Source organism: Nonomuraea sp. ATR24 (assembly GCF_041950485.1).
In the GTDB taxonomy this organism is placed as follows: Bacteria; Actinomycetota; Actinomycetes; order Streptosporangiales; family Streptosporangiaceae; genus Nonomuraea; species Nonomuraea ceibae.
In genome coordinates this window covers 47,183-71,220 of record NZ_JBGNUU010000033.1, presented here as the reverse complement: position 1 = coordinate 71,220, position 24,038 = coordinate 47,183, and the positions used below count along the sequence as shown (strand labels likewise).

General features: G+C 73.9%; 22 protein-coding genes. 12 read left to right on the top strand and 10 right to left on the bottom strand.

The window, feature by feature from the left end; genetic code table 11:
* Positions 1–18 precede the first annotated feature (18 nt).
* Together ACBI99_RS43345 and ACBI99_RS43340 are read right to left on the bottom strand one after the other, a co-directional pair.
* Positions 19–546 carry an AAA family ATPase gene (locus tag ACBI99_RS43345; protein ID WP_219513927.1) on the bottom strand — a complete coding sequence of 176 codons (528 nt, stop codon included), beginning with the start codon at positions 544–546 and terminating at the stop codon, positions 19–21.
* Between the two features lie 54 nt (positions 547–600).
* Positions 601–1,323, bottom strand: a complete 723-nt coding sequence (locus ACBI99_RS43340; protein WP_375075123.1) for a L,D-transpeptidase family protein — start codon at positions 1,321–1,323, stop codon at positions 601–603.
* A gap of 268 nt (positions 1,324–1,591) precedes the next feature.
* Here ACBI99_RS43340 and ACBI99_RS43335 point away from each other — a divergent pair, with 268 nt between their 5' ends.
* Positions 1,592–2,110 carry a hypothetical protein gene (locus ACBI99_RS43335; protein ID WP_219513923.1) on the top strand — a complete coding sequence of 173 codons (519 nt, stop codon included), beginning with the start codon at positions 1,592–1,594 and terminating at the stop codon, positions 2,108–2,110.
* A 264-nt stretch (positions 2,111–2,374) separates the two neighbouring features.
* Positions 2,375–6,376 (top strand): hypothetical protein, encoded by a 4,002-nt coding sequence (locus ACBI99_RS43330; protein WP_375075122.1) that lies wholly within the window; start codon positions 2,375–2,377, stop codon positions 6,374–6,376.
* A gap of 8 nt (positions 6,377–6,384) precedes the next feature.
* On the opposite strand, the gene ACBI99_RS43325 is transcribed toward ACBI99_RS43330, so the two are convergent.
* Complete coding sequence (locus tag ACBI99_RS43325; RefSeq protein WP_375075121.1) at positions 6,385–6,654, bottom strand: hypothetical protein; 270 nt, start codon at positions 6,652–6,654, stop codon at positions 6,385–6,387.
* A 94-nt stretch (positions 6,655–6,748) separates the two neighbouring features.
* Between ACBI99_RS43325 and ACBI99_RS43320 the strand changes: the two genes are divergently transcribed.
* Positions 6,749–7,726, top strand: coding sequence for an acetylxylan esterase (locus ACBI99_RS43320; RefSeq protein ID WP_375075120.1), 978 nt, complete (start codon positions 6,749–6,751; stop codon positions 7,724–7,726).
* Positions 7,727–7,775: 49 nt separating this feature from the next.
* Here the strand turns inward: ACBI99_RS43320 and ACBI99_RS43315 are convergent, their stop codons facing one another.
* On the bottom strand, positions 7,776–8,063 hold the full coding sequence (locus tag ACBI99_RS43315; RefSeq protein WP_219513915.1) for a Fe-S cluster assembly protein HesB: 288 nt from the start codon (positions 8,061–8,063) through the stop codon (positions 7,776–7,778).
* A 192-nt stretch (positions 8,064–8,255) separates the two neighbouring features.
* Between ACBI99_RS43315 and ACBI99_RS43310 the strand changes: the two genes are divergently transcribed.
* Both ACBI99_RS43310 and ACBI99_RS43305 read left to right on the top strand, forming a co-directional pair.
* On the top strand, positions 8,256–8,831 hold the full coding sequence (locus tag ACBI99_RS43310; RefSeq protein WP_375075119.1) for a DUF4142 domain-containing protein: 576 nt from the start codon (positions 8,256–8,258) through the stop codon (positions 8,829–8,831).
* Between the two features lie 131 nt (positions 8,832–8,962).
* Positions 8,963–9,802 carry a PRC and DUF2382 domain-containing protein gene (locus ACBI99_RS43305; RefSeq protein WP_375075118.1) on the top strand — a complete coding sequence of 280 codons (840 nt, stop codon included), beginning with the start codon at positions 8,963–8,965 and terminating at the stop codon, positions 9,800–9,802.
* 72 nt (positions 9,803–9,874) lie between these two features.
* On the opposite strand, the gene ACBI99_RS43300 is transcribed toward ACBI99_RS43305, so the two are convergent.
* Positions 9,875–11,515 carry an exo-alpha-sialidase gene (locus tag ACBI99_RS43300; protein ID WP_375075117.1) on the bottom strand — a complete coding sequence of 547 codons (1,641 nt, stop codon included), beginning with the start codon at positions 11,513–11,515 and terminating at the stop codon, positions 9,875–9,877.
* A 430-nt stretch (positions 11,516–11,945) separates the two neighbouring features.
* Here ACBI99_RS43300 and ACBI99_RS43295 point away from each other — a divergent pair, with 430 nt between their 5' ends.
* The 5 genes from ACBI99_RS43295 to ACBI99_RS43275 all read left to right on the top strand — a co-directional run bounded on the left by ACBI99_RS43295 (position 11,946) and on the right by ACBI99_RS43275 (position 17,581).
* A complete protein-coding gene (locus ACBI99_RS43295; protein ID WP_219513901.1) occupies positions 11,946–12,146 on the top strand; it encodes a hypothetical protein in 201 nt (66 codons plus the stop codon).
* 80 nt (positions 12,147–12,226) lie between these two features.
* Positions 12,227–13,627: an FAD-binding oxidoreductase gene (locus ACBI99_RS43290; RefSeq protein ID WP_357588444.1), complete on the top strand. Its 1,401-nt coding sequence runs from the start codon at positions 12,227–12,229 to the stop codon at positions 13,625–13,627.
* 85 nt (positions 13,628–13,712) lie between these two features.
* The gene (locus ACBI99_RS43285; protein ID WP_357588442.1) at positions 13,713–15,365 is read left to right on the top strand and encodes an MFS transporter; all 1,653 of its coding nucleotides are present in this window, start codon (positions 13,713–13,715) and stop codon (positions 15,363–15,365) included.
* Positions 15,356–16,471 (top strand): FAD-dependent monooxygenase, encoded by a 1,116-nt coding sequence (locus ACBI99_RS43280; RefSeq protein ID WP_357588440.1) that lies wholly within the window; start codon positions 15,356–15,358, stop codon positions 16,469–16,471. The genes ACBI99_RS43285 and ACBI99_RS43280 overlap by 10 nt, the downstream gene beginning before the upstream one ends.
* Positions 16,472–16,558: 87 nt before the next feature.
* Complete coding sequence (locus ACBI99_RS43275) at positions 16,559–17,581, top strand: acyl-CoA desaturase (RefSeq protein WP_219513887.1); 1,023 nt, start codon at positions 16,559–16,561, stop codon at positions 17,579–17,581.
* On the opposite strand, the gene ACBI99_RS43270 is transcribed toward ACBI99_RS43275, so the two are convergent.
* Positions 17,573–17,863, bottom strand: a complete 291-nt coding sequence (locus ACBI99_RS43270; RefSeq protein WP_375075116.1) for a hypothetical protein — start codon at positions 17,861–17,863, stop codon at positions 17,573–17,575. The genes ACBI99_RS43275 and ACBI99_RS43270 overlap by 9 nt on opposite strands.
* A 57-nt stretch (positions 17,864–17,920) precedes the next feature.
* On the opposite strand from ACBI99_RS43270, the gene ACBI99_RS43265 reads away from it, so the two are divergent.
* Entirely contained in the window at positions 17,921–18,961 is a 1,041-nt protein-coding gene (locus ACBI99_RS43265) for a hypothetical protein (RefSeq protein WP_375075115.1), read from the top strand.
* Between the two features lie 96 nt (positions 18,962–19,057).
* Here the strand turns inward: ACBI99_RS43265 and ACBI99_RS43260 are convergent, their stop codons facing one another.
* Positions 19,058–20,050, bottom strand: a complete 993-nt coding sequence (locus ACBI99_RS43260; RefSeq protein ID WP_375075114.1) for an aldo/keto reductase — start codon at positions 20,048–20,050, stop codon at positions 19,058–19,060.
* A gap of 131 nt (positions 20,051–20,181) precedes the next feature.
* Between ACBI99_RS43260 and ACBI99_RS43255 the strand changes: the two genes are divergently transcribed.
* A complete protein-coding gene (locus ACBI99_RS43255) occupies positions 20,182–21,021 on the top strand; it encodes a helix-turn-helix domain-containing protein (RefSeq protein WP_219513873.1) in 840 nt (279 codons plus the stop codon).
* Between the two features lie 58 nt (positions 21,022–21,079).
* On the opposite strand, the gene ACBI99_RS43250 is transcribed toward ACBI99_RS43255, so the two are convergent.
* From ACBI99_RS43250 to ACBI99_RS43240, 3 genes are all read right to left on the bottom strand, one after another.
* Positions 21,080–21,976, bottom strand: a complete 897-nt coding sequence (locus tag ACBI99_RS43250) for a hypothetical protein (RefSeq protein ID WP_246646465.1) — start codon at positions 21,974–21,976, stop codon at positions 21,080–21,082.
* Positions 21,977–22,173: 197 nt separating this feature from the next.
* A complete protein-coding gene (locus ACBI99_RS43245; RefSeq protein WP_375075113.1) occupies positions 22,174–22,791 on the bottom strand; it encodes a pentapeptide repeat-containing protein in 618 nt (205 codons plus the stop codon).
* An 83-nt stretch (positions 22,792–22,874) separates the two neighbouring features.
* The gene (locus tag ACBI99_RS43240) at positions 22,875–24,035 is read right to left on the bottom strand and encodes a cation:proton antiporter (protein WP_219513861.1); all 1,161 of its coding nucleotides are present in this window, start codon (positions 24,033–24,035) and stop codon (positions 22,875–22,877) included.
* Positions 24,036–24,038 lie beyond the last annotated feature (3 nt).

The following is a 24,038-nucleotide window of genomic DNA, read 5'->3' as shown; positions in this document are numbered from 1 at the left end:
CCGGGACTCGCGGCGGCGTCACGGGGCCCAGGCGGTGGCCTTCAGGACGGCGGCGGCCACGGCGGCGGGCGGGTCGTCCGCCACCTGCACCGTGACGTCGTCGACCTCGGCCGCGTCCAGGATGTCGTCCAGCTCGCCCGCGCGGGCCAGGTGCCAGCGCAGCCGCGCCTCGTCGCCGTCGTGCCGCCGGACCAGCCGCCGCCGGAGCGTGGCGGGCTCGACCCGCAGCCGGCACACGGTCAGGTCGACGCCGAGCGCCTCCCGGTAGCGTCCTCGCTCCTCCAGGCTCTCGATGACGCCCGCGAGGACCAGCCGCACGGCCCCCGCCTCCAGGTAGTTGCGGGCGACGCTGCGCAGGTTGCGCACGGTCATCGCCGAGTTGAACGGGTCGCCGGGCGGCGACGGCCAGGAGCGGCGCAGCCAGTCGAGGTCGAGCACGGCGCCGGGGACGCGGGCGTCGGCGAGCAGGTCGCCGAGCGCGTCAGCCACCGTGGTCTTGCCAGCGCCGACAGTGCCCGTGATCAGGAGGGCGCGGGCTGGGGACATGCGGCCATTCTGGCAGAGACCCCGTCCGGCCGGTCCGCGCCCCCGGCGGCCGGCTCACCTCCCGCCGCGCCGCACGTACACGGGCTCACCCACGTCGACCAGGCGATACAGCTTGTCGGCGGTGTCCATCGGCACCCGCACGCAGCCGTGGGAGGCGGGCCGCAGCGGCACCTTCGTCGACCCGTGCATCGCCACCCCGCCGACGAAGTACAGCGAGTTGTACATCGACCCGAGCGGCCCCGTCGTCCATCCCGGGGCCCGCTTGGTCACCCGGAAGTCACCCTCCGGGGTGCGCGCGATCCGGCAGCGGCCGCCCTCGCAGAACTGCACCCCGGCGCCGCTCGACATGTGGGAGACCAGCACCGGCCGCCGGTCGCGGTAAACGGCGAGAAGCTGGCGGCGCAGGTCGATCTCGACCCGGTCGCGGGGGCCGCCCGGCACCAGCGGGCGCATTCTCCGGGGACGTTCCAGGGCGCGCAGCACCTTGGCGTCGGCCACGTTGCGCGGGCGCATTCCCTGGCTCTTCTGGAACCCCCACACCGCGGCCCGGGTGGATTCGTCGAAGACCCCGTCGGCCTGTCCCCAGAAATAGCCGCCGGCCCGCAGCCGCCGCTGCATCTGCTTCACGGCGGGGCCCCGGTCGCCGGGCCGCAGCACGCCCGCCGGAGCGGCGGGATCGGCGGCCGCGCGGGCGGCGGGCGCGAGCGCCGTGGGTGCGGGGACTGCGGGAGCGAGGGGCAGTCCCAGGCCCACCGCGAGAACCAAGACGTTGATCATACGCCACTTCGTTTCCCTGTTCGGTGCATGCGCACCCCGGCGAAATGCCTTTTTCCGTAAAGGGCTGCGAGCCATTGTTGTCCCGCTAAATCCGGACAAATTGAATTTCGCTCTCACGCCTCGCGGAAATGGCGATCCTTTGATCATCCATTGCTGTTCGACTGGATAAGAGTGATCGGGAGTGCGGGTATGTCTGCGGCTGTCGCGGAGCGAGCGAGTCGGCGCCCCGCGTCCAGATCGATAAACCCATGAACGGAAACGATCGCCCATGAACACTGAGAGTCGAGCGCCGCGCGCGCTCAAGCGGGTCGCCACCCTGGCCCTCGCGACTGCTGCCGCCAGCGTCATGCTTCTCCCGGCGGCGCAGGCCGCCGGCGCCAGCACGGCTCAGGTGGCCGGCACCGCCGTCCAGGCGGGCGTGGTCACCGGTGCGCACGAGAAGCCCCTCCTGGGCTGCCGTCACCGCCGCTGCGGGCACGGCTGGGGCCACCGCTGGTGGGGTGGCTGGCGCCACAAGTGCCACCGTCACCACCACCACTGCCGTCGCGGCCCGAGGGGCCCCGAGGGCCCGCGCGGCCCGCAGGGACCGGCGGGTCCGCAGGGCCCCCAGGGCCCTCCCGGAAAGGTCATCCACAAGCCGGTGTGGCCCCACAAGCAGCACGAGCTGGAGCCGTGGTGGGCGCACAACGACCACGACCACGACCGCGACTGGAACCGCGGCTGGGACGACGGTAACGGCTGGTGGGAAGGCTGGCGCCACCACGACCGCAACCACGACGACGACTGACCGGCGGGCGCGCCCGCGCGCCCGCCCGGCCTGACCGCTGATGCCGCACCCGTGCCACGGGTGCGGCATTCGCACGTTGACGGCCTGACGGGCCGCCGCCTGCCCGGCTCCGTGCTTACCGTCCGTAGCCTGGAGCTCCACGGCTTGACTACAAGTCAGGATATGTGGTCGTCTCGTCACTTCTATTCGTAACGGGATGACTTCGGGGGGTTTCGCGCCATGCCATGCCGGCACGCCGTGGGCCGCGTGCTCGCTTCCACGTCCATGGCGATCGCCGCTCTGGCGGCCACCCCTCACCCGGCCCCGGCGCACGCCGACCCGGCCCGCCCAGCGGGGCAGCCTGCCCGGACGGAGGCCCAGGCTCCCCGCGCCGGGACCGTGCCGCCGGTGCCCACGCCGTCCGGCACGCCGGTGCGGGTCGCGCTGGAGCCGTCGCCCGCCCTGGCCGACCCCGGCGAGGGGCAGACCGGCCCGGAGGCCCCCGAGGTGACCACCCCGGCGGGCCCGGCGCTCGCCGACGCCGTCGAGGCCGAGGCCCGCGAGAGCGCCCGGGCGCCGGAGACGGACCCCCAGGCGGACGACGGGCCGGGCGACGACGGGCCGGGCGACGACGGGCGGGAGAACGACGGGCCGGGCAACGGCGGGCCGGTGTCGCCGCGGGACGTGCTGCCCGCCGCCGACGGGGCCGCGCCGCTGGCGTTGCAGGCCCCCGTCGCCGGGCTGTTCGGCAAGCTGGCCAAGCAGGTTCCCGGCCTGACGTACCGGCTGTGCGTGGAGAGCGAGCGGGTGCCCGTCTCCTGCTCGGGCCCGCAGCCGCTGGCCAAGCCGGTGGCCGCGGACGTGACCGGCGACGACAGGGCCGACGTGGCGGCGTACCTGCTGCCCGAGGCCGAGCCGGGGAAGTCCGCCGTCGGGCTCGGCTTCACGGTCAGGCGGCTGCCCGGCCGCCCGGCCGCCAGGGCCCGGGTGTGGGCCGAGTACGACGGCCGCGTCTCCGTGGGCTTCGGCGGCCTGCTGTCCGGCACCGACCGGGGCACGTTCACCGTCGACCTGTCGGGCGGCCATGTGAAGGCGAGCGTGACCCGTACGGACCCGGGGGCGTCCGCCACGACGGTGGCGGGGCTGACCGGGAAGGCGCTGGTGAGCCTGCGTCAGACGCCCGCCACCGGCCGTCTCACGGTGGACGCGAGCCTGGGCTCGCCGCGCCTGGACGTGACCGCGTCGGCCCCGGCCCGGGTGGAGGCGCTCGCGGTCACCGGCCGCCGCGTGACCCGGGCGGTGCTCGACCGGATGCCGAGGAGCGCCCGGGTGACGCTGGAGGGCGGCGGGGCGCGCTTCACCGCGCCGAGCCGGATCGGCCGCGCCGAGCTGCACGACCACCACTACAGCGAGGGCCGGCTCACCCGGCTGGCGAGCGTCGAGCTGCGCGACGTGCCGCCGGTCCTGACCGCCCGGTACGCGACCGAGCGCGGCAGGCAGGTGCTGACGTTCGGCACCGGGCGCGGCCGGGCCGGGGCGGCGCGCGTCCGCTACTACGACCGCGCGGCGGGCCGCGCCGTGCTGCGCGCCGGGCTCACCGGCCTGCCCGCCCGGCTGCGCCTGGTGAACGACCCGGCCGCGCACCGGGTGCGGCTGACGGCGAGCTCGCCCGTGGGCCGGTTCGAGGCCGTGCTCCAGCGCGGCGGCGGCGCGCTCGCCACCCCGCGCGGCGGCCACGTCACCATGATCAAGGACGGCGCCGCGTTCGGCGTCTCGGCGCTGCTGACCAAGCTGTCGGCGTTCGATGTCACGTACGGGGCGCGGCCGCGGGCGCGGCTGGAGTCGGGCGGCGGCCGGCCGTTCACCGGCGCGGCGAGCGTCGACGGGGCGCACCGGGCCAGGCTGGAGCTGTCGAACACGCCGCACGAGGTGGAGGTCACGCTCGACCCGGCGGGCAAGGCCGTCTACCGGTCCGCCGGCACGATCGGCGAGGTGCGCGCCGCCTACGCCAACACCCGTTCCGCCCTCGCCGTCGACGTCACCGCGCGGGGCGTGCGCGGCGACGCCGGCGCGTCGTGGGAGCTGGGGGAGCGGTCGAGGGCGGCCGTCTCGGGGTCCGCGCCGCTGCGCGAGATCCGGCTGCGCGCCCGGCGCGGCGGCGACGACCTGAGCGCCACGGTGACCGGCCCCGGCAGGCGCGCCGAGCTCGTCGCCGACACCGCCGCCAGGACGCTCACCTGGACCTCCGGCGCGCCCGTCCGATCGGTGGACGCGCTCGCCCGCGTCACCGCCGGCGGCCGGAAGGTGCGGGCCGCCGCCCGGGTGACCGGCGTGCCGGCCCGCTTCGACGCCTCCTGGGACCCGCGCGGCTACCGCTTCCGCGGCCTGTCCGGGCCGGTCGGCTCGGCGGCGCTCGCGTTCACCAACCACGACGGCGCCAAGGTCCCGGCGGGGCCGCACCTGGCCGCCCACTACGACGAGGAGTCCGGCGACCTGGACGCCGCCGTGCGGGTCAAGGGGCTGCGCTCGGTCGCGTTCACGCCGTCGGACGGCGGGTTCGCCGCCGACGTCCGGGCCGCCCGGCAGACGCTCGCGCTGTCGGCCGACGTCACGCGCGGCGACGTGCGCGCCGGGCTGCTCGGCACCGCCGGGCCCGCGCCCGGGCGGCTCGCGGTCTCGGTGTCGGGCGGGCAGGTCACGTACTCGGGCACCCGCATGGACGTGCGCGCCCGCGCCTGGGCCGGCAAGACCGGGGCGCTGCGCGACCTGAAGGACGCGCCCGCGCTGGACGACGGCATCTCGCTCGTCGACGGCGGCTGCCGGCCGGGCACGCGGGGGTGCGCGCCGGGCGCGTTCTGCGCCGAACGGGGCTGCTTCGCCGTCCGGGCCCACCTGGACGTGGCCGGGCTGCCGGAGAAGGTGACGGTGGACCCGGCCAGGGAGACGTTCACCTTCGACGGCTACCGGCCGGGCGGCCGCGGCCTCGGGCTCTACCTGGCCGGGACGGTCCTGCCGCCCGCGCCGGTCAAGGTCGCCGCCCGGCTCACCGGGCTGCCGTCGCGGATCACCCGCATGTCCCTGGGCCCGTTCGGCGTGACGCCCGGCCCGCAGGGGAACGTCGTCGAGGCCGCCTACCGCGTCGAGCCGGCGGCCACGCTGGGCGCGCTCACCGCGCACGCCGAGGCCGGGGGCGCGCGCGGGCGGGTCGCCGTCGCGCCGGTGCCCGCCGCCGTGGCCGTCCACGGCACGTACGGGGCGCGGACCCGCGTCAGGGTGATCAACTCCGCGCCGGTCGAGCGGCTCAGCGCCCAGGTGACGGTCCCGGGAGCCGGGAGCGGGGAGCTGCGGTTCACCGACGTGCCCGCCCGGTTCGGCGTGGACGCCGACGCCTCGGCCACCGGGCTGCGCGTCCCGGCCGTCACGTACAAGGCCGAAGGAGGCCTGTCCACGCTCGACGGCCTGCTCCGCGTGGACGGCGGGCTGGCCGACCGGTCCGGGCGGCTCGGGCACGTGTCGCTCTCCGTCACCGACCTGGCCGCCGACACCACCGTCAGGCTCGGCCCCGACCTGTCGGTGGACCTGGTGTCGCGGCCGGTGCCCACCGGCCGGGTCGCGCTGCGCGCCGGGCTCACCGTCGACCCGGTCGCCCGCCAGCGGGTGCGCGCCGCCCAGGACGTCCCCTACACCGGCGGCTTCCTGTCCTACCAGGTGAACGGCGACTTCGCGCTCGGCCGCAGCTCCGTCGCCGACCTGTCGCTGGCCGTGCGGAAGGTGTCACGGCTCACGGTGCGGCCGGGGCGGGTCCCGTTCGGGCTGAAGGCGCCGGCGGCGCTCGGCTACCTGACGCCCGGCTTCGAGGGCGCCTACGACCGGCTCACGCTGCGTGCCCGCGGCGTCGACCTGCGGCCGGACGTCACGCTGGGCGTCCGGCTCAGCCGGGAGGTCGGCGCGGACGTCTTCCGCGAGTCGGTGCGCCTGGGCGCGGCCAGGTCGCTCGCGCCGCGCCGCTACGACCAGCGGCTGCGCCGCATCTCCACCCGTCCGCAGATCGCGGCGGCCGGGATCCGGCTCGCCTGCCTGGCGGTCAGCGCCAAGCCGGGGTTCGCGGCGCGGGGGAAGGGCGACTCCATCACGCTGCGCGGCGCGGTCGGGCCGCAGATGGTGTCGTTCCTGGACCCCGGCGGCCAGACGCCCGACTACGCGGTCGACCTGCTCACCCACTTCATGTCGCCGTTCCCCGGCGCCGTGTGGAAGGTGGACGCGCGCGCGGGGGGCTGCCGGGCGTAGGCGGCGGTTCAGTCGAGGGGGTGGCCCAGGCGGATGAGGCGGCGGCCGCCGCGCTCGACGACCTCGCTCACCGTCCACACGCGCTCGGCCACCACCGTGCCGTCCATGGTCATGTAGCCGCCCACCCGCAGCACCGGGCGGCCGGTGTCGTCGAGGGCCAGCTCCGCGCGCGACTCGGAGTCGTCGCCGAAGCGCAGCAGCAGGTCGTCGAACTCGACCGGCGCGTCCAGGATCATGCCGGGGGCCAGCCGGGGGTCGGAGGTCTCGATGAGGTCCATCCGCCCGCACTACCCAGGAAAACGGGGGATAGCGGTTACCAGGGTCCATGCGATGAAATATCTCCGGACCCTCAACAAAGGCTGGAGTTTCGCAGTGCCCCTGTTCGATCTGCCGCTTGACCAGCTCCGTGACTACCGCCCGGAACGCGACGAGCCCGCCGACTTCGACGACTTCTGGGCCCGTACGCTGAGCGAGGCGCGCGAGTTCGCCCTGGACGCCGTCTACACCCCCTACGACGCTCCCTACGCCCACGTGGACGCGTTCGACGTCTCCTTCTCCGGCTGGGGCGGGCACCGGATCAACGGCTGGTTCCTGACGCCGCGCGGCGCCGAGGGCCCGCTGCCCTGCGTCATGCACTACATCGGCTACAGCGGCGGGCGCGGCTTCCCGCACGACCACCTGCTGTGGCCGGCGGCCGGGTACGCGGTGTTCGTCATGGAGACGCGCGGCCACGGCGGCGCGAACTTCGCCAGCCCCGGCACCACCGCCGACCCGCACGGCGGCGCCAACGCGCAGGCCCCCGGCATGATGACGCGCGGGATCATGGACCCGGACGACTACTACTACCGGCGCGTGTTCACCGACGCGGTGCGGGCGGTCGACGCGGCGGCGGAGCACCCCGCCGTCGATCCCGGCCGGATCGTCGTCTCCGGCGGCAGCCAGGGCGGCGGCATCGCGCAGGCCACGGCCGCGCTGCACCCGGGGGTCCTGGCGGCGCTCGTCGACGTGCCGTTCCTGACGCACTTCCGCCGGGCCGTCGAGATCACCGACCGCGACCCGTACCAGGAGATCGTGCGCTTCCTGGCGAGCCGGCGCGAGGTCGCCGACCAGGTGTTCCGCACGCTGTCGTACTTCGACGGGATGAACTTCGCCGCCCGCGGCCGGGTGCCCGCGCTGTACTCGGTGGCGCTGATGGACCTGACCTGCCCGCCCTCGACGGTGTTCGCGGGCTACAACCACTGGCAGGGCGCCAAGGAGATCACCGTCTGGCCGTGGAACGACCACGAGGGCGGCAGCGGCTACCAGCGTGAGGAACAGCTCCGCTACCTGCACAAGCTGCTGTCCGCCTGACACGCCGCCGGTCCGGTACGGGCGCGTACCGGACCGGAAGCGTGTGTGGTCAGGCTGGGCGGTCGGTGACCAGGAACGACACCGCCCCCTGGTCGTCGGCGCCCGCGTCGAGTGACTTGTCCTCCAGCACCGTGGCGGCCACCGGGTCGAGGTAGACGCGGGCCCCCTCGGCCTCCACCACCTCGTCGGCCGGCTCCGGAGCCGTCGCCAGCGACAGGGTCAGCGAGTTCGCGCTGTCGCCCTGGGACGAGATGCGGATGCCGCTCTGGGCCGGCTGAGGCGCCGTCGCCGTCAGGTCGCGGATGGCCTGCGCTGCGTTGGCTGTCAGGGTGAGCACCAGGGCTCCTCCTCGTTTTCGACGTACATGAGTTGCCTGCCCTTCCCCCTTCCACCGGACCCAACCATCCGCGGCCGAAATCTTTACCGTTCGGTGCGCGCCGCCCGGCGCGGCATGGCGCGGCGGAGAACGCGAACACTTTATTACTGTTCGTGGTTGACATCTCGCTGAAAGTGATTCGGGGGACCGTTCATGCGTATTCGATCTCTTGCCCTGCTGGTGGCGGCGGGGGCCGCCGCTGCCGCCGTGTCCGGCTGCGCCGACGCCAGGACCTCGGCGGGGCTGCAGTCGCCCGCCCCCTCGCCCACGGCGACGGGCACGGCCTCCCCGGGGGCGCTGTCCGACCAGGACCGGATCTGGATGAAGAAGATCCACCAGGGCAACCTGGCCGAGATCCAGGCCGGTGAGCTCGCGGCGGACAAGGCGACCGGGTCCAAGGTCAAGGAGGTGGGCGAGCTGCTGGTCAAGGACCACACCGCGCTGGACGAGCAGCTCACGGCCGCCGCCGGGAAGCTGGGCGTCAAGCTGCCGTCGAGCGCGACGAGCACGCAGAAGAAGGTCATCCAGGCGCTGGAGTCGGCCGCCAAGGCGGACTTCGACGAGGAGTTCCTCGCGGCGATGCGGGCCGAGCACCGCAAGGCCGTCGCCGAGACGCAGGTGGAGCTGAAGAAGGGCTCCTCGCCCGAGGTGAAGGCGATGGCCGAGGACGCGCTGCCCAAGCTGCAGCACCATCTGGACATGATCAAGGAGGCCGGGGCGGGGAACTGAATCCCGGGATCCGGCAAAACCTGCCCGTCAGGCGTGCGCTTATAGAAATGCGGGGTATTTGTCCGATTTGAGCCACCTGTCGGCCATGACATAGGCCGCGGGACGAACAATTCGGGGGAATCGTCGTGGCTATGCAAACAGAGATCCGCAGTCTGCTCGACTGCCATGTCATCGGCTCGGACGGCCAGCACATCGGCAAGGTGGGCCAGGTCTTCCTCAGCGACCGCACCGGCGAGCCGGAGTGGGTGACGGTGCGCACCGGCATGTTCGGCATGCGGCAGACCTTCGTGCCGCTGGCCGGCTCGCGCCGCTCGGGCGGGGAGATCCGCGCCCCGTACGACAAGGAGACCATCAAGGGCGCGCCCAACGTCGACGTGGACGACCGCCTGACCCTGGAGGAGGAGGCCGCGCTCTACCGCTACTACGGCCTGCAGCCGTCGAACATCCCGACCCAGCGCAAGCCCGAGACGGGCACCGGGACGACCACGGGCAGGGGCACGGCAGCGGGCACAGCGGCGGGCGCCGGCCAGGCGATGCGCGGGCGCGAGCGCGATCGCGAGGGCGACATCGACATGACCCGCTCCGAGGAGCACATGCACGTCGGCAAGGAGCGCCGCGAGGCCGGCCACGTGCGGCTGCGCAAGTACGTCGAGAGCGAGGACGTCGAGGAGACCGTGCCGCTCGCGCACGACGAGGTCGTGATCGAGCGTGAGCCCATCAAGGACGGCAGCGCCACGGACGCCAGGATCGGCGAGGACGAGGAGGTCATCACCCTGTACGAGGAGCGGCCCGTCGTCGGGACCGAGACCACGCCGGTCGAGCGGGTGCACGTGCACAAGGAACGGGTCAGCCGCGAGGAGAAGGTGCGCGGCAAGGTCCGCAAGGAGCACCTCGACGTGGAGCAGGACCAGGACGGCAGGCCCCTGGACGAGGGCGTCCGCCGCGACCGCGACAGGCGCGGCGACCGCTGAGCGGGCGGCCGCCGGCCCGGATGTGGCGGGAGCGCACCGCGTTTCCCGCCATTTCCCAATAAAGTTATAGATTCAATCGAATATTGTATTGTCAAGCTCAGTCATGTTGCCTGTCAGAAGCTTTTGACGAGGCTTGGCATAAAGCTCGACCTCGTTGAGCATCGCGCAGGTCGCGCCGATCTCGGGATCGCATCCCGCGCTCTCCTCGGCGACGATTCTGACGTGCCTGCCCTTGACCGGCGGGTCGAACGTCACATGGCGCAGCGCGTAATCGGTGCGGTCCGTGACCGTCGCCACCGGCTCGCCCCAGGCGACCCCGTCGTCCGAGACGTACACGCGGGCGCTCGCCGGATGCCCCGGCCGCAGGCTGAGCCCGAGCCGGGTGAACCGCTGCCGCTTGCCGAAGCCGAGCGTGAGCGTGCCGGGCCCGCCGGCGGCCACCGCGCCCGACCAGTAGGCGGTGCTCCCGTCGAAGGCCCCTTCCGCGCGCGTGCGCGGGCGTGACGGGCTCGACCAGGTCATCGTCGACTCCACGGTGAGCGCGCCCGACCGGTGCAGCGCCGCCAGGTCCAGCCTGCCCGGGGCCGGCTCCGGCAGGTCGATCGTCCGGTGCCGGATCCCGTACCAGCTCCCGTGCTCGAACAGGCCGCTGTCCGGGCAGGCGGTCTCGTTGAGGCCGCCGCCGGGCAGCAGCCCCGGGAGCTTGCAGTTGTCGAACACCTGCAGCAGCCGGTGCGGCCCGACCGCCGCGATGCCGGTGTAGCCGGACGTGCCGTGCGCGTCGTAGACGCCGTCGCGGTTGTGGTAGGTGACCCGGGGGTCCTTCCACGTCTCGCCGAGCCCGTCGGGGGAGAGCGCCAGCCACACGTCCGGGCGGCCCGCGCTCAGCACCAGGGTCCCGCCCGGCATCAGCAGCAGCCGCGGCGCCACCCCGCGCACCACGCAGTCCTTGCCGTCGAAGGTCAGCTCGCGCACCGGCGACCAGGTGACGCCGCCGTCGGCCGAGCGGCTGGTGGCCAGCGTGGCGTACTGGCCGCCCTCGCGGCGCAGCACCGCCAGCAGGCTGCCGTCGGCCGTCTGCTCGATCGCCGCCTCGTTGTACACGTGGACGCCGGACGGCCTTGCGATGACGCCGCGCCGGGTGAACGTCCTGCCGCCGTCCGCGCTGGCGTACACCTCGGCCTGGTGCTTGCCGGTGTCGGTGTAGCGGGTGTAGACGCTCACCAGGATCGTGCCGTCGGCGAGCTGGATCGGCAGCCCGTGCGCCACCCCGCCGCCGATCAGCTCGCCGGGGCTGGTGAACGTGGCCTCGGTGCGCGTCCACGGCTGCCCGAGCCCCGGGGAGGTGAACACGCCGAGCCGGTTGGTGTGCTCGTCCTGCCTGGTCAGGTAGTACGCGGTGGCGAACAGGCCGCCGTCGTGGAGCTGGATCGGCGCCTCGCGCAGCGGCGTGTCGGCGGGCGCGCCGAACGTCAGGCCGCCGTCCGTGGACGCGGCCTCGGCGCTCTTGTACGACTCCATCACGGCGTCGGCGTTCCGGGAGTACGTGACGAGCACCCGCTGCGAGGGCGACCCGTCGGCCCCGGCGGTGTCGATCGCCGTGGCGTTCGGGAAGCCGGCGAAGTCCAGCCGCTGCCGCGCGTCGGGCTCGGCCGCCGGAGGGCGCGGGGCCGGGTGGATCCAGCCCGGTTCGGTCAGCCGTGTGTCGGGCACCCGGCAGTACGCGACCCCCGCCGCGCTCCGGGTCGCGGGCAGCAGCGGCAGGAGGCAGGCCGCCGCGACGACCGCGACGGAGCCCGCGTATCGGGGTCCCCCGCTGTAACCGCGGGGTCGCCTTTTCCCGGCCTCAGGGGACGTTCATCTTGCCTTAGCGCCATATCCGGACTGTAGATCACGAAAGGCGCGATGAGCCGCATTTACCTGACGAGTCCTGCCGAAACGGCGCACGGGCGCGGCTGGAGCGGCGTTCGGGGCGCCCTGCGGCGGGCGAGGCGCTTGCCCAGCCTGCCGAACGGTAAACCAGCCGCCTTCGTTAAGTGCCAGTTGACAGGAGGGGGGCTATTGGCAGGATCATGACTCACAGAATTAGTGGAAGTTTACAGAGGCACGGCTGACCGCACCCCCACGGTAGGAGCCCAACGTCATGTCCCTCCACACCGACAACTACCGCCACCCCTACAGCGCCGACCCGCCGCGCCGGCCGCGCTTCGCCGTGCTGGAAGCCCCGCCGGAACTCCCCCCGGAAGAGCCCGACACCCAGGTGGCCGAGCGACTCCAGCAGATCCGGGAGATCTCCCACCGGGCCATCGGATCCATCGACGACTTGCTCAAGCGCACCGCCTGATCGCGGGACCAGCGGGGGGATTCCGCCGGGAGCGCACCGGCGGGACCACACGGGACGACATCTCAGCAAAGAGGAGTGTCATGCAGGGTCAAACGCGACTGGCGTCGGCAGCACGGGACGTCGGAGCTCACCGTCCACGCGTCATCGCGGGTGTCGCACGCCCGCAGAGCGTCACCGAGGTGCGCGCCGTGGTCCGCCGCGCCGCCGCCGACGGACACCGGATCTACCCGATCAGCACCGGCCGCAACTGGGGGATGGGATCGGGCGTCCCCTCCACCGACGACAACGTGGTCGTCGACCTCAGCGGCCTCGACCGCATCCGCAGCCTCGACCTCGACAACGGCTTCGCCGTCGTCGAGCCCGGCGTCACCCAGGCCCAGCTCGCCGCCGAGCTGCGCGACACGCCGTGGCTGCTCAACGTCACCGCCTCGTGCGCCGACACCTCCGTGCTCGGCAACGCCCTCGAACGCGGCGACGGCTCCGTGCGCTCCCGCATCCAGGACGTCGCCGGCATCGAGGCCGTCATGCCCGACGGCAGCCTCGTCCACACCGGCGGGCTCGACACCTGGGGCCGCTACCGCGGCCGCGTCGCCGGCCCCGACCTGACCGGCGCGTTCGTGCAGAGCAACCTCGGCATCGTCACCGCCATGGCGATCGCGCTGGTGCCCAGGCCGGCCAGCTTCGGCCTCGTGCACGGGCGCATCCCCCGCGACCAGGTCGGCCGGGCCGTGGGCGCGCTGGGAACGTTCCTGCGCCGCGGCAACCCCGCCGAAGGACTGCTGCGCGTCCGCGACATCGCGCTCGTGCCCAGCCGGGGCGGCTGGACCGTCCCCGACGGCGTCGACCCCGAGCTGTTCACCATCGTCGGACCGCTGCTCGGCAGCGGCGAGACCGTCCAGCTCGCCGAGGAACTGCTGCGCAAGGCGCTGCTGGAGGTCGAGGGCGCCGAGGGCCTGCGCGTCCTGGACGCCACCGCCGTCATGCCCGACGACCCGCTCTACCCGCGGGCGCTCATGGCGCAGGGCATCCCCACCTGCCGCGGCGTGCACAAGGCGCTCGGCGTGACGTCCTGCGACCAGATCGACACCGGCAAGATGGGCTTCCTCGCCCTGCTGCCGCAGCTCCCGATGGAGTCGCGCTCCACCGACAACATCCTCCAGGTGCTGCGCGCCGCCGTCGAGTGCAACGGCACCGCCGCCATGCTGGAGTGGAACCTGATCAGCAGGAACCTCGCCAACGGCGTCATCCAGATCTTCTTCGACCGCGACGACGCCGACGCCGTCAGCCGCGCCCACCGGCTCCGCCAGGACGCGGGCGGCCTGCTGCGCGGCCACGGATGCGCCATCTACCGCTCCGACATCGACAACTCCGCCGCCGACCTCTACGCGCAGAGCACGCCCGACACCCTCGGCATGCTGCGCAGGCTCAAGACCGCGATGGACCCGTACGGGCTGGTGTCGCCCGGACGTTACAGCGCTTGACCGACCCCCGTCCGCCGGCCGGCGCGCCAGGGCCGGAACCCCGCGCCGGCGGCGGTCAACCATAGGCTCTCATGGAGGTGACCACGTGCCCTCGTCACCAGCGGCCATCCAGGCAGGAGGCCCCGCCGTCCGGCGCGGAACCCTGCTCCGGCTCGTAGGAGCGGGCGTCATGCTGGCGGTCATGGCCGACATCACGGCCACCACGATCGCCGTCGGCCTGATGCGCCACACCGACGCCGGCAACGGCATGCCGCTGAACGACCTGGTCTGGCTGACCAGCGCGGCCTTCGTCCCGATCGCGGCGCTGCTGGCGACCGCCGGTCGCTGGGCCGACCTGTTCGGCAGGCGGCGCGTGCTCGTCATCGGGCTGCTCGTGTTCGTCATCGGCGGCATCGCCACCCTCACCATGCCCACCTGGCCGCTCGTGCTGGCCGCCCGGGCCGTGCAGGGCGCGGGCGCCGCCGCGATGATCCCCGCCAGCCTCGCCGTCCTGCTCGGCGAACTGCCCGAGCACCAGCGGCGCGGCGCCATCGCGCTGTGGAGCTCCGCCTCCGGCCTCGGCTGCCTGCTGATGCAGGCCGGCGCCGGCTGGCTCGCGGGCGCCTTCGGCTGGCGCGCCCTGTTCGCGCCCGTCGTCGTCGTCGGCCTGCTGCTCCTCGTCGCCAGCGCCTGGCTGCCCGAGGGCAGCGCCCGCGCCCAGGCCAGGAGCAGGCCCGACATGATCGGCGCCGTGCTGCTGGCCGCCGCCATCGCCGCGCTCGTGCTCGCCATCTCCAAGGTCACCGCCTGGGGAGCCGACGCGGCCTGGCTCGCCTGCGGCGCCCTCGTGCTGCTCGCCGCCGCGCTCGCGCAGGCCCGCCGCCACCGGGTGCCCGCCATCGACCTGACGCTCTGGCGCCGTCCCGGGTTCGCCTGGGGCTGGCTGGCCACGTGGGGATTCGGCGTCCTGTCGTACGGGCTGCTCACCCTCCAGCCGCTCTACCTGATGCACGTGGGCTTCTCCATGATGGAGGTCGCCCTCTGGCTGACCCCGACCTCGATCGCCATGGTGATCACCGCCTGGCTCGGCGGCAAGATCGTCCGCAAGATCGGGCCGTACGGGCTCATCTACCTCGGCGCCGCGGTCTCCGGAGGCGCCTGCGTCGTGGCGCTCGCCCAGACCGGGCCGACCCTGTGGGGCCTGGCCGCCAGCGTCGCCGTCGGCGTCGGCGTCGGCGCCCTCGCGCCCGGCACCTCCATGGCCACCACCCTGGCCGCCCACCCGCACCAGTACGCCTCCGCGGTCGGCGCCGCCGTCATGTCCCGCATGGTCGGCGGGGCCGTGGGCGTCGCCACCGTCTCGGTCGTCATCGACCACCCGTTCATGGCCGGGCCCATGGGCGGACTCGCCAGCGCGCTCGCGCTGTGCGTGGCCGTCTCGGTGCTCATCGGCAGCCTGGCCCTGATCAAGATGCTCCGCATGCCGCACGCCACCGGCGAGGTCATGGTACTGGTGCCGCGCCGCATGCTCCTGGAGCTCCGCAGCACGCTCGCCGCGGTCGCCGCCGAGGCCGACGCGCTGCTGCCCGCCCAACCCGGAGAGCGCCCGGCAGCCGCGACCGGCCGAGCCCCCCATCCCGTACCCGCTCCGCGGCGAGCCCAGGCCCATGCCATGAGGGCCACCCCCGGCTCGTCCACCCGCGCCCATGGGGGCACGCGTCTCGTCCGATCATCAGAAGGGCTCTCGTCATGGCAATGACATCCTGCGACGTCGCGATCGTCGGCGCCGGGCTCGGCGGCTGCTTCCTGGCACTGCTGCTGGGCCGCGGCGGCAAGCACGTCGTCGTCGTGGAGCAGGGGCCGTCCGTCCCCACCGCCGGCGCCGACTTCGTCAAGCGCCCCGGCATGCAGGTGCTCGCCCGCCACGGCCTCATCGGCCTCGTCGAACGGCAGGCGCTCAAGCGCGACGTCGTCCGCTACTACCACGACGGGCAGCCGATCCAGGAGTGCCGCTACCCCGACGGGTTCCTCATCCGCCCCTACCGCGAGCTCGTCGAGGTCATCTACTCCTCCTGCGCGATGGAAGGCGTCGAGTTCCTGTTCGACGCCCGCATCGACCACCTGGCCACCGACGGCGACAACATCGGCCACCTGGTCCTCGCCGACGGCCGCGAGCTGCGCGCCGGCGTCGTCATCGGCGCCGACGGCACCCGCTCGGCCGTGCGCCAGGCGCTCGGCGTCGAGAGGAAGACCACCGCCTACCCGCACCTGCTGCGCGTGGCCACCGTGCCGCTGACGGCCAGCATCGCCCAGCTCAACCGGCTCTACTTCGACTCCAGAGGCTGGTTCAGCTACCTGTACCCGGTCGACCAGGACCAGGCCAGGGTGTTCGTCGGCCTGCCCGGCGAGGCCGAGCCCAGCACGCCCGAACTGCTCGACGGCCTCCGCTCGTTCGTCACCGACAACGCCGACGCCTTCGACGTGCTCGGCAACGCCGCCTGGCAGACGATCCCCATCTCCGCCATGCGGGTGCCCGCCTACCACCGGGGCAACGCCGCGCTCCTCGGCTCCGCCGCGTTCGCCTGCCACCCGATGACCGGCATGGGCATGAGCTACACGCTGCACGACGCCGAGATCCTCGCCGAGGCCGTCATCGGCGCCGGAGGCGACCCCGCCCGGCTGGAGAAGGCGCTGGAGGACGCGTACGAGCCGCGCAGGCGCGCGCACGGCGAGCTCATCGACTACGGCGACGCCCTGGCCGGGACCTACCACGACAGGGACGCCTACCTGCGGACGTTCCGCCAGGACCTGCACGTGTTCGGCGACACGCCGCCGATGGACGAGCAGTTCGTCACCCGCCTCTGAACCCCGCCGCGGTAGGGCCAGCCCTACCGCGAAGACGGGTGGCAGCGGCAGTCCGCCGGCCGGGCGCGACCGCGATGCTTGAGCGATATGACGATCGACCAAGCCCCGGCACGCCCGGCCCGGCAGGGCAGCGACTTCGCCGGCCTGTCCCGCCGCATCGCCCAGGCAGGGCTCCTGGAGCGCAGGCCCGTCTACTACGCCGTCCGCATGACCCTGGTGGCCGCCCTGTTCGCCGGCGGCTGGACCGCCTTCGCCCTCGTCGGGGACTCCTGGTGGCAGATCCTCGTCGCCGTCTTCCTCGCCGTGATGTTCGCCCAGGTCGCGCTGCTCGCCCACGACCTGGCGCACGGCCAGGTGTTCCGCTCCCGCCGCCGCAGCCGCGTCGCCGGCCTCATCGCCGGCAACCTCGGCATCGGCCTCGGCTACGGCTGGTGGACCGACAAGCACACCCGCCACCACGCCAACCCCAACCACGAGGACCACGACCCCGACGTCTCGCCCGACGTGCTCGTCTGGTCCGTCAAGCAGGCCGAGAACAGCAGCGGCGTGGCCCGCTTCGTCGGCCGGTGGCAGGCGTTCCTGTTCTTCCCGCTGCTGACGCTCGAAGGACTCAACCTGCACGTCTCCAGCCTGCGATCGCTGCGCCGCCCCACGCTCAAGAACCGCGGCACCGAGGCCGCCCTGCTCATCGCCCACGACGTCGCCTACCTGGCCGCCGTCTTCGCCGTCCTGCCCGTGGGCAAGGCGCTCGTCTTCCTCCTCGTCCACCAGGCGTGCTTCGGCGTCTACCTCGGCTGCACGTTCGCCCCCAACCACAAGGGCATGCCGGTCCTGACCGCCGACGACGAGCTCGACTTCCTGCGCAAGCAGGTGCTCACCTCACGCAACGTCCGCGGCGGCCATCTCGTCAACGTGGCGCTCGGCGGGCTCAACTACCAGATCGAGCACCACCTGTTCCCCAGCATGCCCGCGCCCAACCTGCGCCGCGCCCGGCCCATCGTGCGCGACTACTGCCGCTCCCTGGACGTCCCGTACACCGAGGCCGGGCTGTTCGCCTCCTGGGGGCAGGCGCTGCGCCACCTGCACGAGGTCGGCCGCCCGCTACGGTGACGACAGCACCACCAGCTCCGCGCCGTCGCCGTCCTCCGACACCTCGAACCCCGCCTCCGCCAGGACCGTCCGTAACGCCAGCCGGACCGCCACCCGGATCGTCGCCCCCCGCGCGCCGTCGCCGCGGGCGGGCACGTCCCACCGGACCACCACCCCGCGGCCCGGCTCCCGCCACACGCTCAGCCCGCCGTCCGCCGGGGCCGCCGCCCGCTCGATCGTGAACCCGGCGTCGATCAGCTCCCGGCGGACCAGCCGCTCCAGGTCCGGGCTCACAGCGCGCATCCCCTACGGCTGCCCGAGGACGGGCGCGGCGAACCTGGCCGCGCTAGGCTCGGCGGGATGCTGATCGCTGAGGCCCGGCGCGTCGCGGGGGAGTGGGCGCGCGACGAGGGGGCGCGGCTGCCCGGGTTCGCCGGGGCGTTCCTCACCGGGTCCGCCCTGTGGGCCGAGCCCGGCGACGACCTCCCCACCGGCTCCGACGTGGACGTGATGGTCGCCCTCGACCCCGTCCCCGACGCCGTCCCCCTCGCCGGGGGCGGCAAGTTCCGGCACCAGGGGGTGCTGCTGGAGGTCTCCTACCTGCCCGCCGACGCCGTCGCCGACGCGGAGACGGTCCTCGCCGACTACCACCTCGCGGGCGCCTTCCACCGGCCCGGCGTGCTCGCCGACCCCGCCGGGCGGCTCACCGCGCTCCAGCGCGAGGTCTCCCGCCGCTTCGCCGAACGCCGCTGGGTCCTCGCCCGGACCGGCCACGCGCTGGACCGGGTACGCGCCTTCCTGGCCGACGTCGTCACCCCCGGCCGCCCGGGTATGACGGAGGAGGCGCACGTCACCGCCTGGCTCTTCGGCACCGGCGTCACCGCGCACGTCCTCCTCGTCGCCGGGCTGCGCAACCCGACCATCCGCCGCCGCTACGAGGCCGCCGGCGAACTGCTCGCCGCGCGCGGGCTGCCCGAATGCCACGAACACCTGCTCGACCTGCTGGGCAGCGCCGCCCTCACCCCCGCCAGGGCCCGCCGCCACCTGGCCGCCGTCGAACGCGCCTTCGACCACGCCGCCCCGGTCCACGCGCCCGCCTACCGCTTCTCCTCCGACATCAGCCGCCCGGGCCGGCCCGTCGCCGTCGACGGCAGCCGCGACCTCCTCGACCGCGGCCTCCACCGCGAAGCCGCCTTCTGGCTCGTCGCCACGTACGCCCGCTGCCTCGCCAAACTCGCCTCAGCGGGCCGGCGGCCCCCGGCGGCCCTGCTGGACGACTTCCACGCCCTCCTCGCCGACCTCGGCGCCGACACCCCGCACGCCCGCCGCGACCGCGCCACCCGCGTCCTCGCCGCCCTCCCCGCCCTCACCGGGATCGCCCACACCCTGGCTCCCCCCTGATCCCAGCGGACGTGCGCACCCCCGCCCCCGCGCCGGACCGCCCGTCCCGCGCTGACCTCGCCCGCCTCCAGGGGGGCCGGATCCCCGGGTCGCGTCTCAGCGGCCGTCGAGGAGGCGGTATTCGGGGCCGAGGGCGGCGGAGGCGGCGTCGCCGATGAAGTCGAGCGGGAAGCCCAGGGAGAAGGGGACCGCGGACTCCAGGCGGCGCAGGGCGTCGTCGGGCAGGGTGACGGCGGCGGCGCCGAGGTTGTCGCGGAGCTGGCCGGGGCCGCTGGCGCCGATGATGGGGTGGACGGCGCGCGAGCGGGCCATCGTCCAGGCGATGGCGACCTGCGAGGCCGTGGCGCCCAGCTCGGCCGCGACCTCCAGCACCGCGCGCGCCGCCGCGTGCTCGCGCTCGCCGAGGGAGCCGGGCGTGACGCGGGTGCCGGGCGCGACCGGCGCGCCGCCGGTGAACTTGCCCGACAGGACGCCGCCCGCCAGCGGCCCCCAGGCGGCGACGCTCATCCCGAGCTCATCGGCCATCGGCAGCAGCTCGCGTTCGATGTCGCGCCACAGAAGGTTGTACGGGACCTGCAGTCCGGCGAAGCGGGTCCAGCCGCGCCATTCGGCCAGCGTGTCGGCCCGGCTGACCACCCACGCGGGAGCGTCCGACATGCCCACGTACAGGACTTTCCCGGCGCGGACCGCGTCGTCGAGGGCGCGCATGGTCTCCTCGATCGGCGTGTGCCGATCCCACATGTGCACCCAGAACACGTCGACGTAGTCGGTGCGCAACCGGCGCAGGCTGCGTTCGAGTGACAGGACGAGGTTCTTGCGGTGGTTGCCGGAGGCGTTCAGGTCGGAGGGGTCGCGGCTGAGCGTGTACTTGGTGGCGAGCACGAACCGGTCGCGCCGCCCGGCCAGCAGCTCGCCGACGACCTCCTCGCTCTCCCCGTACGCCGAGGCGGTGTCGATGACGTTGCCCCCGGCCTCCGCGTACAGGTCGACCATCTCGCGCACCTCGGGGGACGCCTCGCGGAACGTCATGGCCCCCAGGAACAGCTCGGAGACCCTCAGCCCGGTCCGGCCGAGCAGGCGATAACGCATGTTGTTCGTACCCTTTCGTCATGAGCGGTCCCCGCCCACGATGCCGTGCCGGTCGCGCCGGAGGGAGACCGGCCCGATACCGGCCCTGCGGGGGCCACCCTGAGCCCGTCCGATCCGTACACTTCGTCCCCGTGAGTGACAACGAGCTCGGCTCCTACCTGCGCGCCCTCCGTGAAGCCGTCCGCCCCGCCGACGTGGGGCTGCCCGCGGGCCCCCGGCGGCGCACCCCCGGCCTGCGCCGCGCCGAGCTGGCCACGCTGGCGGGCGTCAGCGTCGAGTACCTCACCCGGCTCGAACAGGGCCGCGACCGCAAGCCGTCGCCGCAGGTGCTGGGCGCGCTCGCCGACGCGCTGCGCCTGCCTCCGGGCGAGCGGCTCCACCTGCACCATCTCGTCAAGGTCAACACCGGTGAGAGCGCCCTGTGCCCGGGCATGGACCAGCCGCCCGCGCGGGCCGTGCGCGCCACCGTCCGGGCCGTGCTCGACCGGCTGGAGCCCGCCCCGGCCGTGCTGGTCAACCGGGTGTACGACGTGCTCGCGCACACCACCGGTTACGCCAGGCTCGCCGGGCCGCTCGGCGTGCTCGACGGCGAGGCGCCCAACCTGGCCCGTCACCTGTTCACCGATCCGCGGGCCAGGGCCGCCTACCCGGACTGGGAACGCCTCGCCGCCGCGCAGGCCGTCGAGCTGCACCGCGCCGCCGCGCTCGCCGACGTCCAGGCCCGTGCCCTGGTGGACGAGCTCGCCGTCACCGCCGGGGCGGCGTTCACCGGCCGCCCGGCGCTCACGGCGGCGGAGCCCGGCGCGTACCGGGTCGTCCATCCCGAGGCCGGCGAGCTGCGGCTGACGCCGGAGACCCTGGAGATCCCCGACGCGGACCAGCGCCTGGTCGTCCACCTGCCGGGCGACGCCGCCACGGCCGCGGCGCTCGACGCGCTCGCGGACCGGCGTCCCCGCGCGCTCACCGGCTGAGCACGGCAGGGCGGGCCCCGCCGCCACCGGCGGCGAGGCCCGCTGTCGGAACCGCCGGTCAGCCGGGCGGGATCCGGCCGTCCTTGGCGACCGGGACGCCGAGCTGGACCGCCGCGGTGAGCGTCGCCCGCTCCTCGGGCAGGCGGGCGAGCACCGGGTTGAGATGCCGCAGCGCCAGGTCGACGGGCGTGATCGCGCGCGCCGTGATGTCGTACTTCTCCAGGTCGATCCACCGGACGATCTCCAGCACGTCGGCCGGGATGTCGTCGCCGCCCTTGTACACGGGCACGCAGAGCTGGCGCGAGTAGCTCACCCGCACGTCCGCCGTCGGGATCTTGCCGACGAGCACCGGGTTGAGCTGCTGGAGCGTCAGCGCCCTGTTCATCGGCACGTTCGGGGTGGCGCCGTAGCAGAGCAGGTCGACGTGACTGACGACCCGCAGCACCTCAGCCGGGGGCAGCACGCCGTTCTTGGCGACCGGGACGCACAGCTGCTCCGGCCGGTTCAGCGTGATCTGCTTGCGCGGCACGTCACGCAGGACGGGGTTGAGCTGGCTGAGCACGAGCGGCTTGTTCGCCGCCGGCCCGGTGACCCGGTAGCACGACAGGTCCACGAACCGGATGAAGTCGAGCACCCCGTCCGGCGGGATCACGCCGTTCTTGGCGACGGGGACGCACAGCTGGTCGCGCTGGCCGAGCGTGACCTGCTCGCTGCGCAGGCCGCTGAGCACCGGGTTGAGGTGGCGCAGCGTCAGCCCGACGGCGGGCGGCTGGTAGGGGCTGGTCTTGAAGCACTCCAGGTCGAGGTTCGACACCAGTTGCAGCGGGGTGGGCAGCGCGACGGCGCTGACGGGCGGGGTGACGAGGAAGACCAGCGCGACGAGTCCGACGATCGCCGATAAGGCGCGGCGGACCCGGCGCGTGGGGCGGCGTTCTGCGGGGGCGGGCGGTTGCATGCTTCTCCTCAGGGTGCTGGACGGCGGGCGAGCGAGGGCTGGACGGCAGCACGCGCGGGTGGGACGGGCCGGTGAGACGGACCGGCCGGCGAAGGAGAACGCGTCGCGCGGCTCTCACCGTCGTGCGTGGCCGGCCTGACAACGCGACTGTCCGCCGCGTGAACCACCCGGTCAACCCCACGAATGAGGGGCGAGGCTCAGCCGGTCACCGTGAAGCCCAGGGCGCTCGCGACGACCGTGGCCTGGAAGGGGTCGATGATCGCCCGATCGACCGCCGTGACGTGCGGGTCGAGGCTGCCCAGGTCGCTGCCGCGCAGGTCGCAGCCGGTGAGGTCGGCGCTGTGCAGCCACGCGCCCGACAGGTCGCACCGCCTGACCTCCGAGCCCTCCAGCCGGGCCCCGGTCAGGTCGGCCTCGCGCAGCCGGACGCCGTGGAAGGAGCTGCCGCGCAGGTCGGCGCCCGGCAGGCCGGCGAACGACCAGTCGCCGCCCTCGACCTTGAACAGGCCGAACGTGCAGCCGTCGAACATGCTGCCGGTCAGCTTGCAGCCGCGGAACGTCGCGTCGAAGAAGGAGGAACGCGAGAACGTGCAGTTGAGGAAGCTGGCGTCCTCGTGCTCGGAGACGTTGAAGCGCACGTTGCTGAACGTGCACTCCTCGAACGCCGAGCCCCGGTCGACCAGCTCGGTCATGTCGACGTCGACGAACAGCACCCGGTGATAGGTCTCGCGGATCAGCTCACGGCCGTCCCAGTCGGCGGACCTGATCGCCGACTCCGTCGGCGGCGCCGGGACCCCGTGCTTGCGGTCGGCCATCCAGCCCGTCACCCCTTCCGCGCCCTGCCCTCACCTCGGACGACCAGCCTGCCATCGCCCACCGACAGAAAACGCGCCCGGGGTCAGGCGCGCTTGGCGATGGCCTCGAACAGCGGCTGCACCAGCTTGGCCGCCAGCGGGCCGAACGCCGCCAGGATCAGCACGTACGCCGCCGCCAGGGGCCCGAGGTCGGGATGCGCCCCGGCCGCCACCGCCAGACCGGCGATGACGATGTTGAACTCGCCGCGCGGCACCAGCGCGATGCCGGCCCGCGCCTGACCGGCCTTCGAGATCCCCGCCCGGCGGGCCGCGTACATGCCGGTCAGCAGCTTGGTGATCATGCTGACCAGCGCGAGGGCGGCGGCCAGCCCGGCCACTGGGAGGATCTTCGCCGGGTCGGTCTGCAGGCCGAAGAAGACGAAGAAGACCGCCGCGAACAGGTCGCGCAGCGGCGCGAGCAGCGCCTGCGCGTCGTGCGCGAGCTGGCCCGACAGCGCGATCCCGACGAGGAACGCGCCGACCGCCGCCGACACCTGGAGCTGCTGCGCCAGCCCGGCCACCAGCAGCGCCAGGCCGACGACCTTCAGCAGCAGCACCTCGGAGTTCGGGCTGGAGACGAACGCCTCGATCCACTTGCCGAACCTGAGCGCGACCAGCAGCACCACGCTCACGGTGCCCAGCGCGATCGCCACCGTCACGGCGCCGCTGACCAGGCTGAGCCCGGCGAGCATAGCCGTCAGCACCGGCAGGTAGATCGCCATCGTGAGGTCTTCGAACACCAGCAGCGACAGCACCGTGGGCGTCTCGCGGTTACCGATCCACCCCAGGTCGGACAGGACCTTCGCGGTGATCCCGGACGAGGTGGCGTACGTGACGCCCGCCATCGCCACGGCCGCGACCGGGCCCCAGCCGAGCAGCAGGGCGCAGATCGCCCCGGGCGCGGCGTTGAGCACCAGGTCGACGATGCCCGCGCGGGCGTTGCTCTTCAGGCTCGTGACGAGCTCGTCGGCGTTGTACTCGAGCCCCAGCGTCAGCAGCAGCAGGACGACGCCCAGCTCCGCGCCGACGGAGATGAACTCCTCGCTGGTGGCCAGCGGCAGCACGCCGCCCGTCCCGAAGGCCAGGCCGGCGATCAGATAGAGGGGGATGGGCGAGATGCCGGCGCGCAACGCCAGCGCGCCCAGCACACCCAGACCAAGAAGTACGGCACCGAATTCGAGAAACAGGATGGCGGTGTGGTGCACCCG